The sequence below is a fragment of the Citrobacter sp. wls615 genome (assembly GCF_005281355.1).
GTDB lineage: Bacteria > Pseudomonadota > Gammaproteobacteria > Enterobacterales > Enterobacteriaceae > Citrobacter > Citrobacter werkmanii.
Genome location: NZ_SZXM01000028.1, coordinates 54,336 through 68,019, shown reverse-complemented (window position 1 = coordinate 68,019; position 13,684 = coordinate 54,336). Strand labels below are relative to the sequence as shown.

Sequence of the window (13,684 nt, the reverse complement as noted above, 5' to 3'; positions counted from 1 at the left end):
GATGGCGTTATGTTTGTAAGTGAAAAACAGAAGGGAAATACTCTGTCAAAGGCATCAAACGGATGCCTTTTGCACAGTATTAATCACTGGATTTAATCAGGGGCCAGAGAAGAGTAATAACGCCAGCCACCAGCATGCCATCAGCCAGTATGGACATCATCTTGCTGGTAAAGTCGACAGCAACCACCAGGAACAACAAAATCCCGGCAGACGCCCAGCGCAGCTTTCCGATCACAGGTACTGGTCCAGTGGGAGTTGCAGCGCCTGAGCGATTTTCTTCAGTTGCTTCTCTTCGTCTTCACCAATACCGTCGTTGTCTGCCACATCCAGGCAAAGGCAGAGCACATCAACAGCATCGGGCGTACCAGCCACATCAGCCAATTCACGCATTGCCTGAGCGTTGGCTGAGCGTGGTGACGCCTCGTACTGAGCGCGGATATTGCTGCTCATGCTGGCGATTTCAGCGGCAAATGCAGAAAACGCCGGTTTTGCCTGAATTGTTTTTTCCAGAGTAGAAATCTCTGAAGCATCACAGGTACCATCTGCATAGGCGATCGAGTAACAACCCCATACAGTTGCTTCTACCGCATCACGATTTTCCATCTTTTTAACTTCGACGATCGCTTTACGTGCTTTCTTTTTGAAGATACCGAACATAGTGACTTTCCTTTAGTGGTGAGCCTTACGCTCAGAGTGGAACAGCCCGCAGATGTAGTCACACTGACCACTGCTAAGGCTCACCCTGAAAGACTCTGCGGTTGATATGCGTCGAGCGTGACGCAGATGTAAAAAAGCCCCGCATAAGCGAGGCTATAAATTCTTTGCCACTTCCCGGAGTGGCCACGCTCATGCCCTTGAGTCCGTAGTCAGGGGTATCTCATGAATCCCTCACCTCTAACCGGAGAACGATTGGCGATCGTTCTGGAGTACCGGCACACCTCTTCTTTATTAACCCTAACCAGCGTGTGTCGCAGTTCGTACCTGCGTCTGGCTCTCTCATGGAGACTCGGGGCAGCATCATGACTGCTGCTTTGCCTTTCGACTGCGGTCTATCCGTATTACTGATGCATTTTCTTACCTTCCAGAAACGACAAAACCCCGCCGACTGGCAGGGTTCCGATGATTAGGCTGTGTGTCGAAGTGACGCTCATTACGCTGCTAAACTGTGCTGTTCTTCAATCAGCGGCTGGCGATGATTGCGATCAAATACACCCTTTAGCGCCTCTTTGCGCTGCTCAAAGTCCCAGCCCATGCCAATGAAAACTGTATTGGCCCGCTGCAACTCAGTTACGCAGTGGATCTGCTCCGGCGTCAGGTAGTCACGGATGTTCTCTTTTTTGTCGAGGTCGTGGTAAACACGAAATTTTGCCGCCGTCATACCGAGCGCGATGCGGTTAATCAAATCGGCTTCGTTGCTGAAGTGGTAAGGCTTGATTTCTTTACCCTGCACTTCACGCTCATGCTTAATGGCATCGCTCATCGGGCGATATTCCAGACGGGCGGTGTTGCGATCCATTTTTTTGCCCGCCAGAGCGCCACGCATGCGGAAGAACTCAGCAACCAGTTTCTTTTTGAACTTGCGGACAACATCGTTATTACGCATGTAGGTGATCAGTAGAGTGGTTTGCTGTTCGTTCAGTAGCGCCACTCGACGCTTTTGAAGACCACCGTCAGTTTGAATGGTTCGGATTTCAAATCCGACCCTTCCAAATTCTTCAAGATCAGCCTTGTTACGGTCCACTAACTTAATGACGGTGTCATGATCACGCCCAACCCCGTCAGCAATAGCGACAGTGCTGGTTACAAGGTCGAGTTTTTTAATTTCAACTAATTGCATGGCGTTTACCTTACTTTGAGATGAACCTTTGCCGCACAGGAAATCAGCCCGTCGAGGCTCGCCAGCGCTAACCGACTTCCTCAAAGGCTCATTTCAAATGGATTGGTTCGACGTGATGGATGCGCGGGCGGTGCGCAGGAAATGCGGATACAAAAAAACCCGCAACGTGGCGGGTTTTTCGAGGTTAATTATCTACAGGCGTTATACTCCATAATCAGAAGCATACAGGACAATTTTATGCAAAGTCAACACTAACGTGCAAAAAGTGTCGCCATTTGCTCCGATCATATTAATAAGTTGTTGCTTTCTCGAATTCCACTGCTGCGTGACGCTCCCCCTGGCGCAGAGTGTCCACCAGCATTTCATAGAAGGGTTTCCAGTTGCGTGACCATGAGGATTGATGGAGGTCCGGGAGACGCTTCAGAATGGCACGGTGTACCGTCGCCGAGGAGATAGCAGAGAAGCCATTACCAGAGCAACGTTCACACGTTTTGAAAACCGGTGCGCCGCGGTCTTTGGTCGCTTTGCGGTCCAACACTTCGCCTTTACCGCCACACCTGCACCGGGCAAGGATCACTTTCTTTCCTCCGCATGTTCCGCAAACCCTATTCACCAGCTCATTTTTAATCTTCGGGGCAACCACTTCGGCACCGTCGGCGTCGAAAATACCAGGATGTTTAATCACATCCTCATTCCCGGAGATAAACCCGGTACCGCTGCAACTGTGACATGTCACGCTGGTAGCCGCCGAACGGGAGTAATCAGCAAAGGCAAATTGTGCCAACATCTGCATGCACCATCCGAACTGCCCACCAGCTGCTTTGCGAACATTCTTCGGTGCGACATCCATCGCATATCGCCCCAGCGCCTGAACTGCGAGCTGTTCATCCGTTTTGCTGATTCCCGCTTTACCGAAGAACGCCGCCAGGCCGAAGCGCGCGCGGCTGCTGGTGGTGCCAATCGCCGCCATTACATCTGTACCGGTGAGACGTTCCGGAGAGGTTCCTTTCACGTCGTCGCTGATATGCATTCCCTGAGGGCTGAAGTGTTTGAGTGATGCTTCCAGTTTCATGCTTTCCCCTCAACGTCCACATTACCCAAAAAATCAGTATCGCCGCCTAACCTGGCGACCTCATTTTTAAGAATGATATTTTCTAGTATCAGCGCCCCGATCTCGTTGTTAAGGTGCGACACCTTATCCTTCATCGCAAAATAATCATCGGGGTTAATCAGCTCCTGAAGCTGACTTTTGGCAAACATGAACCGTTCAAATAAATCCGTATCAACCCCACCGAAATACTCAATGCCATCGTCTTCTTCCTGCTGGCGAACCTGCGATTTCAGGTGCTGATAGTTTTCAATGGCTTCTTTTAAAATTTCGTTTGTCATGCTCAGTACCTCGTAACGTTGCCTGCTTCCCATTCCAGATCCACCTCGCTCTGAGGCTTACCGACCAGATAGTTAAATGGTTGTTTTTCTCCTTCCAGAAACTGGTGTGAACGGGTATCAAAATTTGCGCCAATATCACCAACCCACCCCTCACCTTCGCGTTGTTTGAGCAGGCGAATCATTGAGGCTGGCATCTGGAGCGCTGCCTGCTCATCCTTATCCAGGCTTTCGTATCCCATTTTTTCAGCCTTACGTTGTGCCAGTTCGCGGGGAATGTTGCGCCAGACGGACATAACGTTATCAGGCATATCGGTTAATGCGCCGGTGCCTTTGACGTCCATTTTCCCGGTCGGTGCCGCTTCGTTGGTTTTGCGGGCGTGCGTCACCAGAAGGACGTGACAGTTATGTTCGTTTTTGAAGTCACACAGGGTGTCGATAAATTCTTTCTGTCCGCCGTAGTCCTCCTCATCGAGCCCGCATTTCGCCAAGTTGTCGATAACGAACAGATCGATTCCATACCGACGCCGGGCATAGGCGAAGATTTCCAGCAGACGGCCAGCTTTCGCGGTGCCGGTGAGTTTGAACACCCACAGACGATCGGAGAACCATTCGTTCGTCATAACGATTTCTTCGCGTTTCGGTGATGCGGTACAGATAGTCTGCCGCGTCAGGCGGGCCAACATTTTCCCTGGCTTCAGTTCCAGAGAGGCGATGCACGTCCGAATCCCCTGATTCATAGCAGCAACTGCGATATGGCCAACCAGTTCGGTCTTGCCGTGACCATTCACGCCATTTACCAGCGTCAGTTCTCCGGCGCGAAATTTGAAATTGTAATTCAGCGAGGTCCATGGGCTGGTGAACAAGCCAACATCGCGATGCTCAAACGCTTCAATGGTTTCCTGAAGTAAATCACCTGCCGAGCACAGTTCATCTGGATCGAAAAATTTAGCGCGTTCCATGTGCTCCAGGATGGACTCACTGTCCATGCCGCTCATCAGGCAATCGTTGATATCCTTGTGCGGGAGTTCAACCAGGCGGCAGCGATGCTCGCCAAGTCGTCTGGCAATTTCCTTTGCAGCTTCACGGCCGACATCGTCGTTATCCAGGCAAAGCCAGATCTCCTGAAAGCGATCCAGATTGTGGTACTCATATTCAATCCACTGCTGTTTGGCACCCTTGCCGCCGCCAAAGGGAACAGAAAGCGCGTCGTAACCAAGCTGCGTGAAGGTCATACAGTCAATCTCGCCTTCGCACAGAACAACCAGACGCGTGGATTTGTCCAGGGCCTGCCAACCAAAGAGACATGGCTCGCAATCCGCCTCAGCCATAATTATCTTTTTGCCGTTTGGTCGTTCAGTACCGATGCGTTTTACTTGCAGCAGTTCGCCGTTCCGGATGTACGGGAATGCCACGGCGGGTACTTCGCGATTTTCATCGTGATACCAGACCACCGCATCAGACACACGGAACAGATCCACTGTCTCTCGGGTGATACCACGCGAAGCCAGATAGCCGTAACAATTGCTCGCTTTTTTCACGCCCTTCTTCGTCGGCCTGGAGAATGTTTTTTTCTTCGCCTCGAAATGGTGATCGTCGTCTTTCAGACCGAGAAATTCTTTTGCCTCACGCATCGCATCATGCAACTGGCAGTTGCGCACCAGTACCCACAAATCAAGCAGATCACCACTGTCGCCGCTGGCGAAGTCTGCCCACGTTTTTTTGCCACCGATGTTAATTTTGAGGCTCTTTCCGGCGTCACCGTTGGTATTCCCAACACACCATTCTTTGCCTTCCAGGTGACCTTTTGGCAGCAGGTACTTTGCAACCCTTTCGGCGTTGTCCCATAATTTTTCTGAAAGTTCGGCGGGCGTCATGCTCACTCACTCCGTAAATCAAATTTAACAAAACACCATGTCACGAATCCCTCACTCAGAACGCCGTGGTTATAACCTGCAATCAGCACGCTCTTGAGGAATGGTTTCATTGGCGATACCCACCGCGCTTCATGCGCTCGATAGCGGCCTGGTTGATAAATACCTCCGCTGTTCCATCTCCAGATGGTGTGCACCATGACCCAACTGGCGGTTGACTTGCGGTCAGCGTTTCGTTTTCAGCTAGTGACATTGCGGGCTTGTTGGGCACACGATCCGGGAACAATCCCTGCCAGCCTCCAGCAATTGAGCGTCGGATCACTTCATCGGCATTCTGATGGCCTGCAAGCTGCTTAGCCTGGTATGCGCAGGTTGTTTCCGTCAGCGGTTGACGCTTCTCCCGGCGAAATTTAATCCAGTCCAGCCAGATTTCAGCGCTGACGTTTTCAGGTTTTAGCCATGCAGGGTCGAAAGAAGATTTTTTCTGGCGCTTTGCGCGCACTTCTTGTGGTTCATGATCTTTTACTTGTGGATCATGTTTTAAACCTTGTGGATCATGTCCCCCAGAATCTGACGGGTCAAAATGGTTGTTTTTGCCAGAATCTGACGGGTCAAGTGCACTTGAGCCACTCATTTCTGACGCGTCAAAATCTGACTTGTCAGAATCCGATACGTCAGAATCTGACGGGTCAAAATGGTTGTTTTTGCGTCGTTCCAGACGAAGAGCAGATCTCTCCCGAAGTGCAATTTCTTCAAGTTTTTCGACATTCAGAAAGTACATATTTGATGTATTGCGGTTACCATTCCGGCGATTCTCACGTCGAAGCCATTTCTCTGATTCAAGTTCAGCAATGGCTGTTCGTATGGTGCTCTCCCCCGCGCCAAGTTGGCGGGCAATGGTTTTTATGCCAGGATAGCTTTTCCCATCATCACTGGAATAATCAGCCAGGCGTACCATAACCATTAGCCGCGTCCCCTTGACACCAGAAACAGCGCAGGCATCCCAGACATAGCCCTGTAGTTTGCTGCTCATGATGTTAACCTCTTGAAATACTGTTGAAACTTCCAGACCGGTTGCATGCACTCATGCGGGTATCCGGGCCGAGTGAAATAAACCTGCTGCTTTTCCCGGTTCCATCCGGTGACATGCACAACAACACCTCGCGGATCGCGATAATCGATATCGAGTGACTTAATCGGATCTTGTGATGTGTTCGCGTGTGACATGTCACACCTCTGAGGAGGGATGTGGGAATAATTTAGGTTTATCCGGCCTTAACTCATACGCTGGGATTCCAGTCAAAGCTGAAACATCAGGCACATGATCCACCCCAACAACACCAACCTTCCTCCAGCGAGAAACGGATGGCTGCTTAACACCTATCGCGCGGGCTAAAGCATTAACCCCGCCAGCAGCGTCAATAGCTCTCTCAATTGCTGATTTCATTTTTTTTACCCACCCCATATGATTGCTATCGATTCATAATAGCAATTGCTATTGGAATGAGCAATAGACTTGTTTATCATGCGAGACTAGAATGCAATAGCGGAGGCTATAAAAATGCAAGAGAGTAAACTTAAGACACTGGCTGACAGACTTAATTACGCAATGAATGAGATGGGCATGAGCCAAGGGCAATTAGCCAAAGCAGCAGATATGGCTCAGCCAACCATATGGCGCATAACATCTGGCAATGCCAGAGGAACAACAAAAATCGTTGAAATAGCGAATGCTTTAGGTGTTCGCTCGGAGTGGTTGTCAAACGGGACTGGTCCAATGAGAGTTGATGCCAAACGAGCAACCTCCGAAATTACCAACAAAACAGACCCAAACATCTTCAGAGTTGACGTACTAGACCTCACGGTTAGTGCAGGCCCAGGAATAATTAACAGCGAATTCGTGGAGGTGTTGCGCTCCGTGGAATACTCAGTTGAAGATGCACGTCAAATGTTTAACGGACGAAAACAGGAACAGATACGCATCATCAACGTTCGCGGCGATAGCATGTCCGGAACAATTGAGCCTGGTGATCTGCTTTTCGTCGATATCAGCGTTCAACACTTTGACGGCGACGGTATTTACGCATTCATATACGACGATACGTCGCACGTTAAGCGTTTGCAGAAGATGAAAGACAAGCTCTTGGTTATCTCTGACAACCATACCTATCGACCATGGGACCCAATCGAGAAAGAAGAGATGAACAAAATATTCATATTCGGAAAGGTGATCGGCAGCATGCCACAGACGTACAGAAAGCATGGTTAAACCAGGGAAAAGACAATGACACTCCCAGCAACAGAAAGTGAATAGAGTCCAACCCGGCCGCCGTGCCGGGTTTTTATTTACCTCACTCGCTACCTATTCAGCCCCACATAATTTCACAACGTTGGACGCTATCCGCAATTCAACAAATGCCAATACCTGTTTTTTATTCTTGATATCAATCACATAAAAAATAATAGCAATACATATAGCAATACCTATTGCAATAAGTAATAGCAAGTTCTATCATTCACCTATCGAGTTAACGCAGAGGTGATAGGAAATGACAGAAGCGATAAAAACATTTAAGGGGCTATCCACTCGCCCACGCGATGCTTTCAAGAATATGTCCTTAATCATTGAAGCTGCTAGTTTGTTATCTGCAACTAACGATGACAAGTATCGTGAAATCAGCGACACCCTCCTTGCATTTGTTTGTAATTATGCAAATGAGGCCCACCAGAACGAATCTGAGAAACGCCAATGAAAACCTTTAAAGGCCTCACCCTCGAACCGGAAGCCGCTTTTCATCAGATAGCCGCGATGATTGAAACTGGATTAATTATTTCGGTTATCGATATCGAAGAAAAGTCTGATCTTGGTGATTGTATTCTTTGCTTAGCAAAGCAATACGCCGAAGCTGCGCACGATTACGCAATGGAGAATAGAAAATGAAAACACCAGTTGAAATAGTCGAAAGTGTCGCGGCTGATATTGTGGAAAATACCTCGTTACTTGAGGTTATTTATCGTAACTACGAGCTTCCGCCAGAAGCCGGTAACGCAATTGCATGCCTTATTCGTTCAATGCAGAAAACTCTGGATGGTGTTAATGAATACGTCACTATGCTACCCCAGGAAAGCATTACCCGGAACGCCAGCGCCAATAATTCATCCGCAGGGACAAGCAAGAGATTAACGTCTGGCATGCTTAACAACTGGGCTACAGAAGCCGGAAACTGCAAGATGGCGGTTTGTAATGCGATGGACTGTATTCCGCAGGAATTATCTGCAATAGGAACTCTGACTATCGTTTTTGAAAAGCTCGACGAGCTACAAGAAGTAATCAGCAAGAAAGCTGAAAAAATAAACTCGTAATTAGCCAATAAATAATTAACGCCTTAATTGGTGGGACATCACTCACCCTGAGGAAATGCAAATGAATATTATCGTCAGAAATGAAGTCGTGAATAACAAAGCCCATCCAGCCAATCAGGATGACGACATTCTTTACATAAACAAAGCCCACAAAACAGCAGAGTGTGCCAATAAATATGCACATGAACTCCGTGCTGAATTTACCCAGTTACTTATGCCAGCAATCACACGCACTGATGTGAAGGTAGCAGGAAGATTCACCTCATTACTTAATGAGCTTTGCTTCATGACCCAAATGACCATGGAGAACACCTCAAAGGGGGGGGCAATAATGACGTTTCTGAAAGATAAAGCAGCACACAATACTGCAAAACTTTTTGCCTCTTATGGAAATAGTTATCTGCATATTGCAAACCTTTTTCTGCGCAAGGCTTACGGGCGGTAATGACAATGAAAAACAACACCATTGAAATTTATCGCCGCCGTATTGCTATTGCGGCATTAAACCGAATGAAGCGCAAGACGGGTGGTTATTGCATCTCCGTAAATATGCCCGATGACAATATTCAGGTTATCGAGATTAACGAAGAATCAATGCTGAAACTTTTGCTGCGTTTCGAAAAACAGGCTCGGACTGAATTCAACACAGAAGCGGAAACATTTCTTCGCCAGACATATATGAAAAGTGTCGATATCAATGGACACACCGAATATCTGACCGAAACCGGAAAGATGATTGTTGACGAAATATTTTCTGAATTGGTTAAACACGCAAAAGAGAAATACATCTGCGGAGGAATTAACTGATGGCCTCACAACAAACAATTATGCACGGAATGCAGATCCCCCCCCCCAGTCCTCAACGTGGATCTGCATGTGCTTCCGGATTTCACCGGCCGCGTGGTTCTTTACATCGAAAAAGGGCGTGTGACATGCGACCGCCGGCTGCTCGACGACGAACATATTTGCGCACTGGACACTTTTATCGAAATGGCTCGCGAAGCCGGGTTACGTATACAGGAGCTAACTGGTGGCACTGACAGCAATTCGAATACCTGAACGCGTACACCTGCAGGCGATGCAGGTCCTGCTGCGATACCGACGGAAACGAGTATATGCACGACGAATGCGACGCACCGGATTTCTCAGTCTGAAGGTTAATCCGCGCTGGAGGCTGCTATCGAAAGACGACGGACGCAACTGGGAAGTAATGAGCCATGAAACTTATAACCGGGAGAAAGACAGATGATCGACAACCGCACCGCCAGCGCGATTGACCTGGCATTTCAGATTCACCATACGCCTGTGGGCAACCTGTTCGTCGCTATGCGGCATGGGCGCATGAAGCGCTGCTTCAGCCGCGATACGGCGATCCGCTATCTGGCGTTCTTCATGACCACCGAAGCTTTCAGGCGTTCTGGTTTTGAGCTGCGCTACCCGGATGTGCAGGCCGTTCACCCTCTCAATCCAGAGTTGAATTGCTGGCAGCGAGGAGGCGCAACTGTTGAGTACATCGGAGCTCACCAGCGCTGCGTTCGCCGACTGCGCCGAATCCTGACCCGTAAGCGCGAAATGCGGAAATGGTGTGAGAAGTGGGACGCCATGCACGACCGCTTCGTTAAAGAGGTTGACGAACTACAGGCCAGTAAACCGGAGGGTATTCGATGAGCAGCAATTACGACGCGCCAGAAACTTCGCCAAACGGCATCAAGATCGGAAGCCGCGTAATTGGCTGGTCTGGTGCGGTTAAACAATTCGATGGTCCGCGCTTTGACTTCCGCAACTCAGAGGGGCTGCGTTGGTTGGCCTGCATTATGGATGCCGTGGCAGTTGGTTGGGTTTCTTTAGGCACAGAGAAAGAACTCATTCTGTGGCGCTGGCTGGTAGCAACGGTATTCATCAACGAAGAGAAGGATAAGAACGGCACTATCGAAATCCCGAACGAAGACGGTGGTGTTGATATCGCAGTGATCTATTCGGGCAAGAAAGGAAATTTGAGTATCTATCCCGGTCCGCTGCGTTTTTCTCTCGCCAACCATGTGGAAGGCATTGCCATCGAGAAATATGGAGTTTGCGATGGTTCAGCCCTTGCCCTTCGCATGTATCAGGACATGGTGATTGCAGATCCAGAAGACGGATTCAGGATGTCACCCTTTGGACGAGAGGGGCTTGAGATGCTTCACGATGACTACATCGGAATGATTAAAACCAGCGGCATGCCAGAAATGCCTGTTATGCACTGAGGGAACTGATGATGAATAACCAGCTGATGACATTTAGTTCAGAAGAGCTCGATTTTTCGATGAGTGGGGTCCTCTACGAAGGAAAACCAGCATTTGACGCAGTTGAATTGGCTAAGTCGCTTGGGTATACGAACCCAGCAAAAGCACTGAAAGACCACTGCAAGGCATTGATTAAACTTGATTATAACGAATCGTTAGAATTGGGGTTTGGTGAAAAACCGCGCGGTACTCAGCTTGCTGGTCAGGCCGACTTGTTCCGCCTTATCCTGCGAAGCCAGCTTCCATCGGCTGAACGCGTACAGGACTGGGTTTGTGAAGATGTACTCCCTGCCATCATGACCACAGGCACATACAGCAAAGAAGTGCCAGTAGCTAAATCACACCAGCAGGAAATCAGCATGAACCATGACATTCTTTCGCTGGCCCGTGTTGTGGCCGAAGCAACCGCATCAGCGACGATGAAAGCAGTAATGGAAGTGAGTGGCACCAACCTGGTTGCTGCTTCGCCAGTATCTTCCTCTCTACCACAACGGCGCATTAGTTCGACTGAATTCGTGCATACCGATGCCGAATTCGTTCCGGTACACAAAGTGTCATGGGAAACCAGTCTGTCCGATCCTTCGTGCCGTCGTCTTGTTCAGTTCGCAAACCTGCCCTCCAGACAGTTGCCGGGAGTTCGTGGGCTGTGCGTACATCGTGAATCGTTCATTCGCGCATTTCAGGTGCTGCTGGAAGAATCCGTTCGCCCAAGCGGTAAACGCAAGCGCTGGCAACATCCTGAATTTGGTGGCTTCGTTCTGCGTAAGGATCCGAAAGAGATCTTCGTGGAGGTGGAAGCATGATCCTCCAGTCGAAACTCATTCGCGCAGCTCTGGTATGCGCAGCAAAAAATGATGTCCGTTACTACCTGAATGGTGTGCACATCACTCCGAAATATATCGAGTCGACTAACGGGCATGTAGCCCTGCGCATGGAGCACGGCATCCGGACGAAGAAAAACATCATCGTCCAGTTTGAAGGGCTGGTTCCGGCGAAAGCGGAAACCACTGAACTGGTATTTAACAAAGAAGCGTTTGCCATTCACCGCGACGCATTCGAACGCCGGATTTCGATCACCGGCATCAAACTTGTTGATGGTCGCTTTCCTGATATGGAACGCGTCATCCCGAAAAAAGTGGATTTCAGTATCAATCCGGTTATCCAGGCTGAATACCTCAGTTATCCGGAAAAGATGTTTGGTCGCGAGCGGAAGTTTATTCCCATCCAGTTACGCCCTTCCGGTGAGGCTGGAGCGGTACGCATTCAGTTCGATCCAGTGATCAACACTGCATACGGTAATCCTGAGTTCGTCGTGATGCCATGCCGTGATGATGCTTTCAAAATTATTGAGGAGCATCTGGCATGAAAATCGAATATCAGGACTATGGCGCCGTAGCGAACATCGTGATCACCAGCACTGTGTTTGAGTTCCGTAAACATAACCGCGTGGTAGACGCCACGCTGCTCTGCACACCAGGAATAGTTGCAAACCGCAGTGGAATGTTCTTCATGAAGACGGTTTTGTCCGGAAAATCTCGCGATATGTTGCGAGCCTACAAGACAATTCAACGAGAGGCGACACGATGAGCAAAGGCCAACATTCAGCTTACCCATGCCCGCGCATCGATACTCCCCGTGGCATGACCTATCGCCAGCACCTCGTTGTGCAGATAGCGCCGGTAATGCTCACGAATTTTTTTAGCAATAATGCATGGCAGGATTACGACGACCTAGCCAGAACTCTGGTGATGGCTGTAGATGCCATCATCGAAGCTGAGCGGGAGGCTACGGAATGAGCAAAATTAATAACCCTGTCGTGCTTATCCATAAGCGCGAAAACAGTGACTCCTACGCCGTTGCGATCACCAGCGGCAGCCAGGATTATCACGACGCCGTTCTGATGGCGACGATGGAACCGGATATGACCGGCGATGATGTGGATACCTGGAGCAAAACCGGTTACTACATGGCCACTGAGATTGAGCGACTAAAACAAGCCCTGTCTTCTGCGGAAAGCAACCTGATTGATTCTGAATGCCATGTAGCTGAATTGATAAGCAGCAGAGACCGTGCCAATGGGTTGATTGACACATATGACTGGCAGCGCCAGCGCCTCCATGAAGCCGCTGAGAAAGTCATCAAATGGTGCAGGCAAGAAGCGGAACATCGTACCGGTGATCCTGATAAAGCAGAAAACTACGCGTGCGTTAAAGAACTACGCGACGCATTAACTTTTTGCGAAAGCTCTGGAGGTATCGGGAAGAAAACTCTGACTATCTCCCTGCCAGATATCACGTCAAAGGCGTTCTGGAGCGGCACCGGAAATAGCGAAATATTCCACCCGGAAACCTATAAGCGCTGGGTGAAAGAAGCTATCGAGCGAGCTTGTGTCATTGCCGGGAGCGACGTGGAGGTGAAGTGATGAACTGGCCGACAGCTATTGGGATTTGCATTGTATGCATCTGTTTCACTGTGGTGTTGATGTGGAGTGGTCATGAATAAGGCATTTGAAATATGGGTGCGCCAACGGTACGGAAACCGCTACGACCTCTCGAGGGATCAGGAAGGATTCTACTGCCGGGAAGTGGTTAAACGTATGTTTGATGTGTGGTGCCACTGCCGTGGCCTGACTGTGGTGTGAGGTGGGTATATGAACAATGTTATTCAGTTATCCCCTAACGAGTGGGTTTGTGAAAGCGTTCTTATCGCGGTTACCGGGCTCAAGCCCGGCACCATCCTCCGGGCAAGAAAAGAGTGCTGGATGGTTGGCCGGGAATATATCCACGTTTCACCAGATGGTAACCCGAAGCCATCAAGTGAATGCATGTACAACCGTAAAGCGGTCGATGCCTGGGTGGCTTCGATGAAAAACAAACAGCCAGGGTGATTTGATGCCATGAAAAAGGTAAGCTCATATCGCTCTTGGGCGTCTGGAGGTATCA

The 13,684-nt window shown here is 49.3% G+C and carries 22 protein-coding genes and 2 pseudogenes; 15 read left to right on the top strand and 9 right to left on the bottom strand.

Annotated features, from left to right (window positions below; translation table 11 throughout):
* Positions 1-79: 79 nt before the first annotated feature.
* The 9 genes from FDX04_RS12005 to FDX04_RS24675 form a co-directional block, all read right to left on the bottom strand.
* Entirely contained in the window at positions 80-235 is a 156-nt protein-coding gene (locus tag FDX04_RS12005) for a DUF3927 family protein (protein ID WP_137370979.1), read from the bottom strand.
* Positions 232-657, bottom strand: a complete 426-nt coding sequence (locus tag FDX04_RS12000; RefSeq protein ID WP_137370978.1) for a tellurite resistance TerB family protein — start codon at positions 655-657, stop codon at positions 232-234. The genes FDX04_RS12005 and FDX04_RS12000 overlap by 4 nt, the downstream gene beginning before the upstream one ends.
* Positions 658-1,150: 493 nt before the next feature.
* Positions 1,151-1,837, bottom strand: a complete 687-nt coding sequence (locus FDX04_RS11995; protein WP_080100500.1) for a Rha family transcriptional regulator — start codon at positions 1,835-1,837, stop codon at positions 1,151-1,153.
* A 289-nt stretch (positions 1,838-2,126) separates the two neighbouring features.
* On the bottom strand, positions 2,127-2,909 hold the full coding sequence (locus FDX04_RS11990) for an antitermination protein (protein ID WP_137370977.1): 783 nt from the start codon (positions 2,907-2,909) through the stop codon (positions 2,127-2,129).
* A complete protein-coding gene (locus tag FDX04_RS11985) occupies positions 2,906-3,226 on the bottom strand; it encodes a hypothetical protein (protein ID WP_137370976.1) in 321 nt (106 codons plus the stop codon). The genes FDX04_RS11990 and FDX04_RS11985 overlap by 4 nt, the downstream gene beginning before the upstream one ends.
* Before the next feature lie 2 nt (positions 3,227-3,228).
* Entirely contained in the window at positions 3,229-5,100 is a 1,872-nt protein-coding gene (locus FDX04_RS11980) for a toprim domain-containing protein (protein WP_071701012.1), read from the bottom strand.
* Positions 5,101-5,206: 106 nt separating this feature from the next.
* Positions 5,207-6,130, bottom strand: a complete 924-nt coding sequence (locus tag FDX04_RS11975) for a helix-turn-helix domain-containing protein (RefSeq protein WP_137370975.1) — start codon at positions 6,128-6,130, stop codon at positions 5,207-5,209.
* A complete protein-coding gene (locus FDX04_RS11970) occupies positions 6,127-6,324 on the bottom strand; it encodes a DUF4222 domain-containing protein (RefSeq protein ID WP_080100505.1) in 198 nt (65 codons plus the stop codon). The genes FDX04_RS11975 and FDX04_RS11970 overlap by 4 nt, the downstream gene beginning before the upstream one ends.
* Position 6,325: 1 nt before the next feature.
* Positions 6,326-6,544 carry a carph-isopro domain-containing protein gene (locus FDX04_RS24675; protein ID WP_032948000.1) on the bottom strand — a complete coding sequence of 73 codons (219 nt, stop codon included), beginning with the start codon at positions 6,542-6,544 and terminating at the stop codon, positions 6,326-6,328.
* Between the two features lie 114 nt (positions 6,545-6,658).
* Between FDX04_RS24675 and FDX04_RS11960 the strand changes: the two genes are divergently transcribed.
* The 15 genes and pseudogenes from FDX04_RS11960 (at position 6,659) to FDX04_RS11890 (ending at position 13,629) form a co-directional block, all read left to right on the top strand.
* Complete coding sequence (locus FDX04_RS11960) at positions 6,659-7,366, top strand: helix-turn-helix transcriptional regulator (protein ID WP_016150506.1); 708 nt, start codon at positions 6,659-6,661, stop codon at positions 7,364-7,366.
* A 280-nt stretch (positions 7,367-7,646) separates the two neighbouring features.
* A complete protein-coding gene (locus FDX04_RS11955; RefSeq protein ID WP_016150507.1) occupies positions 7,647-7,850 on the top strand; it encodes a hypothetical protein in 204 nt (67 codons plus the stop codon).
* Positions 7,847-8,038 carry a hypothetical protein gene (locus FDX04_RS11950; RefSeq protein WP_137370974.1) on the top strand — a complete coding sequence of 64 codons (192 nt, stop codon included), beginning with the start codon at positions 7,847-7,849 and terminating at the stop codon, positions 8,036-8,038. Before FDX04_RS11955 ends, FDX04_RS11950 begins: the two co-directional genes overlap by 4 nt.
* On the top strand, positions 8,035-8,460 hold the full coding sequence (locus FDX04_RS11945) for a hypothetical protein (protein WP_137370973.1): 426 nt from the start codon (positions 8,035-8,037) through the stop codon (positions 8,458-8,460). Before FDX04_RS11950 ends, FDX04_RS11945 begins: the two co-directional genes overlap by 4 nt.
* A 61-nt stretch (positions 8,461-8,521) precedes the next feature.
* The gene (locus tag FDX04_RS11940) at positions 8,522-8,905 is read left to right on the top strand and encodes a hypothetical protein (RefSeq protein ID WP_212734322.1); all 384 of its coding nucleotides are present in this window, start codon (positions 8,522-8,524) and stop codon (positions 8,903-8,905) included.
* Positions 8,906-8,910: 5 nt separating this feature from the next.
* Positions 8,911-9,267: a hypothetical protein gene (locus tag FDX04_RS11935; protein ID WP_137370972.1), complete on the top strand. Its 357-nt coding sequence runs from the start codon at positions 8,911-8,913 to the stop codon at positions 9,265-9,267.
* Positions 9,267-9,519, top strand: a pseudogene (locus FDX04_RS24480) (hypothetical protein). Before FDX04_RS11935 ends, FDX04_RS24480 begins: the two are co-directional and overlap by 1 nt.
* Positions 9,520-9,705: 186 nt before the next feature.
* The gene (locus FDX04_RS11925; protein ID WP_137370971.1) at positions 9,706-10,128 is read left to right on the top strand and encodes a hypothetical protein; all 423 of its coding nucleotides are present in this window, start codon (positions 9,706-9,708) and stop codon (positions 10,126-10,128) included.
* Entirely contained in the window at positions 10,125-10,703 is a 579-nt protein-coding gene (locus FDX04_RS11920; RefSeq protein WP_137370970.1) for a hypothetical protein, read from the top strand. The genes FDX04_RS11925 and FDX04_RS11920 overlap by 4 nt, the downstream gene beginning before the upstream one ends.
* An 11-nt stretch (positions 10,704-10,714) precedes the next feature.
* Positions 10,715-11,545, top strand: coding sequence for a BRO family protein (locus FDX04_RS11915; protein ID WP_137371002.1), 831 nt, complete (start codon positions 10,715-10,717; stop codon positions 11,543-11,545).
* Positions 11,542-12,108, top strand: coding sequence for a hypothetical protein (locus tag FDX04_RS11910; RefSeq protein ID WP_137370969.1), 567 nt, complete (start codon positions 11,542-11,544; stop codon positions 12,106-12,108). The genes FDX04_RS11915 and FDX04_RS11910 overlap by 4 nt, the downstream gene beginning before the upstream one ends.
* Positions 12,105-12,329 carry a hypothetical protein gene (locus FDX04_RS11905; protein ID WP_047400042.1) on the top strand — a complete coding sequence of 75 codons (225 nt, stop codon included), beginning with the start codon at positions 12,105-12,107 and terminating at the stop codon, positions 12,327-12,329. Before FDX04_RS11910 ends, FDX04_RS11905 begins: the two co-directional genes overlap by 4 nt.
* On the top strand, positions 12,326-12,538 hold the full coding sequence (locus tag FDX04_RS24320) for a hypothetical protein (protein WP_137370968.1): 213 nt from the start codon (positions 12,326-12,328) through the stop codon (positions 12,536-12,538). Before FDX04_RS11905 ends, FDX04_RS24320 begins: the two co-directional genes overlap by 4 nt.
* Positions 12,539-13,005: 467 nt before the next feature.
* Positions 13,006-13,164, top strand: a pseudogene (locus FDX04_RS24470) (ATPase); the annotation flags it as partial.
* A gap of 228 nt (positions 13,165-13,392) precedes the next feature.
* Positions 13,393-13,629 carry an excisionase family protein gene (locus FDX04_RS11890; RefSeq protein WP_137370966.1) on the top strand — a complete coding sequence of 79 codons (237 nt, stop codon included), beginning with the start codon at positions 13,393-13,395 and terminating at the stop codon, positions 13,627-13,629.
* The last annotated feature ends 55 nt before the right edge of the window (positions 13,630-13,684 follow it).

Excerpts from the sequence above, each read along its gene's own strand:
- FDX04_RS12000 (WP_137370978.1), bottom strand. The coding sequence starts at position 657 with ATGTTCGGTATCTTCAAAAAGAAAGCACGTAAAGCGATCGTCGAAGTT.
- FDX04_RS11995 (WP_080100500.1), bottom strand. The coding sequence starts at position 1,837 with ATGCAATTAGTTGAAATTAAAAAACTCGACCTTGTAACCAGCACTGTC.
- FDX04_RS11990 (WP_137370977.1), bottom strand. The coding sequence starts at position 2,909 with ATGAAACTGGAAGCATCACTCAAACACTTCAGCCCTCAGGGAATGCAT.
- FDX04_RS11985 (WP_137370976.1), bottom strand. The coding sequence starts at position 3,226 with ATGACAAACGAAATTTTAAAAGAAGCCATTGAAAACTATCAGCACCTG.
- FDX04_RS11980 (WP_071701012.1), bottom strand. The coding sequence starts at position 5,100 with ATGACGCCCGCCGAACTTTCAGAAAAATTATGGGACAACGCCGAAAGG.
- FDX04_RS11975 (WP_137370975.1), bottom strand. The coding sequence starts at position 6,130 with ATGAGCAGCAAACTACAGGGCTATGTCTGGGATGCCTGCGCTGTTTCT.
- FDX04_RS11970 (WP_080100505.1), bottom strand. The coding sequence starts at position 6,324 with ATGTCACACGCGAACACATCACAAGATCCGATTAAGTCACTCGATATC.
- FDX04_RS24675 (WP_032948000.1), bottom strand. The coding sequence starts at position 6,544 with ATGAAATCAGCAATTGAGAGAGCTATTGACGCTGCTGGCGGGGTTAAT.
- FDX04_RS11960 (WP_016150506.1), top strand. The coding sequence starts at position 6,659 with ATGCAAGAGAGTAAACTTAAGACACTGGCTGACAGACTTAATTACGCA.
- FDX04_RS11955 (WP_016150507.1), top strand. The coding sequence starts at position 7,647 with ATGACAGAAGCGATAAAAACATTTAAGGGGCTATCCACTCGCCCACGC.
- FDX04_RS11950 (WP_137370974.1), top strand. The coding sequence starts at position 7,847 with ATGAAAACCTTTAAAGGCCTCACCCTCGAACCGGAAGCCGCTTTTCAT.
- FDX04_RS11945 (WP_137370973.1), top strand. The coding sequence starts at position 8,035 with ATGAAAACACCAGTTGAAATAGTCGAAAGTGTCGCGGCTGATATTGTG.
- FDX04_RS11940 (WP_212734322.1), top strand. The coding sequence starts at position 8,522 with ATGAATATTATCGTCAGAAATGAAGTCGTGAATAACAAAGCCCATCCA.
- FDX04_RS11935 (WP_137370972.1), top strand. The coding sequence starts at position 8,911 with ATGAAAAACAACACCATTGAAATTTATCGCCGCCGTATTGCTATTGCG.
- FDX04_RS11925 (WP_137370971.1), top strand. The coding sequence starts at position 9,706 with ATGATCGACAACCGCACCGCCAGCGCGATTGACCTGGCATTTCAGATT.
- FDX04_RS11920 (WP_137370970.1), top strand. The coding sequence starts at position 10,125 with ATGAGCAGCAATTACGACGCGCCAGAAACTTCGCCAAACGGCATCAAG.
- FDX04_RS11915 (WP_137371002.1), top strand. The coding sequence starts at position 10,715 with ATGAATAACCAGCTGATGACATTTAGTTCAGAAGAGCTCGATTTTTCG.
- FDX04_RS11910 (WP_137370969.1), top strand. The coding sequence starts at position 11,542 with ATGATCCTCCAGTCGAAACTCATTCGCGCAGCTCTGGTATGCGCAGCA.
- FDX04_RS11905 (WP_047400042.1), top strand. The coding sequence starts at position 12,105 with ATGAAAATCGAATATCAGGACTATGGCGCCGTAGCGAACATCGTGATC.
- FDX04_RS24320 (WP_137370968.1), top strand. The coding sequence starts at position 12,326 with ATGAGCAAAGGCCAACATTCAGCTTACCCATGCCCGCGCATCGATACT.
- FDX04_RS11890 (WP_137370966.1), top strand. The coding sequence starts at position 13,393 with ATGAACAATGTTATTCAGTTATCCCCTAACGAGTGGGTTTGTGAAAGC.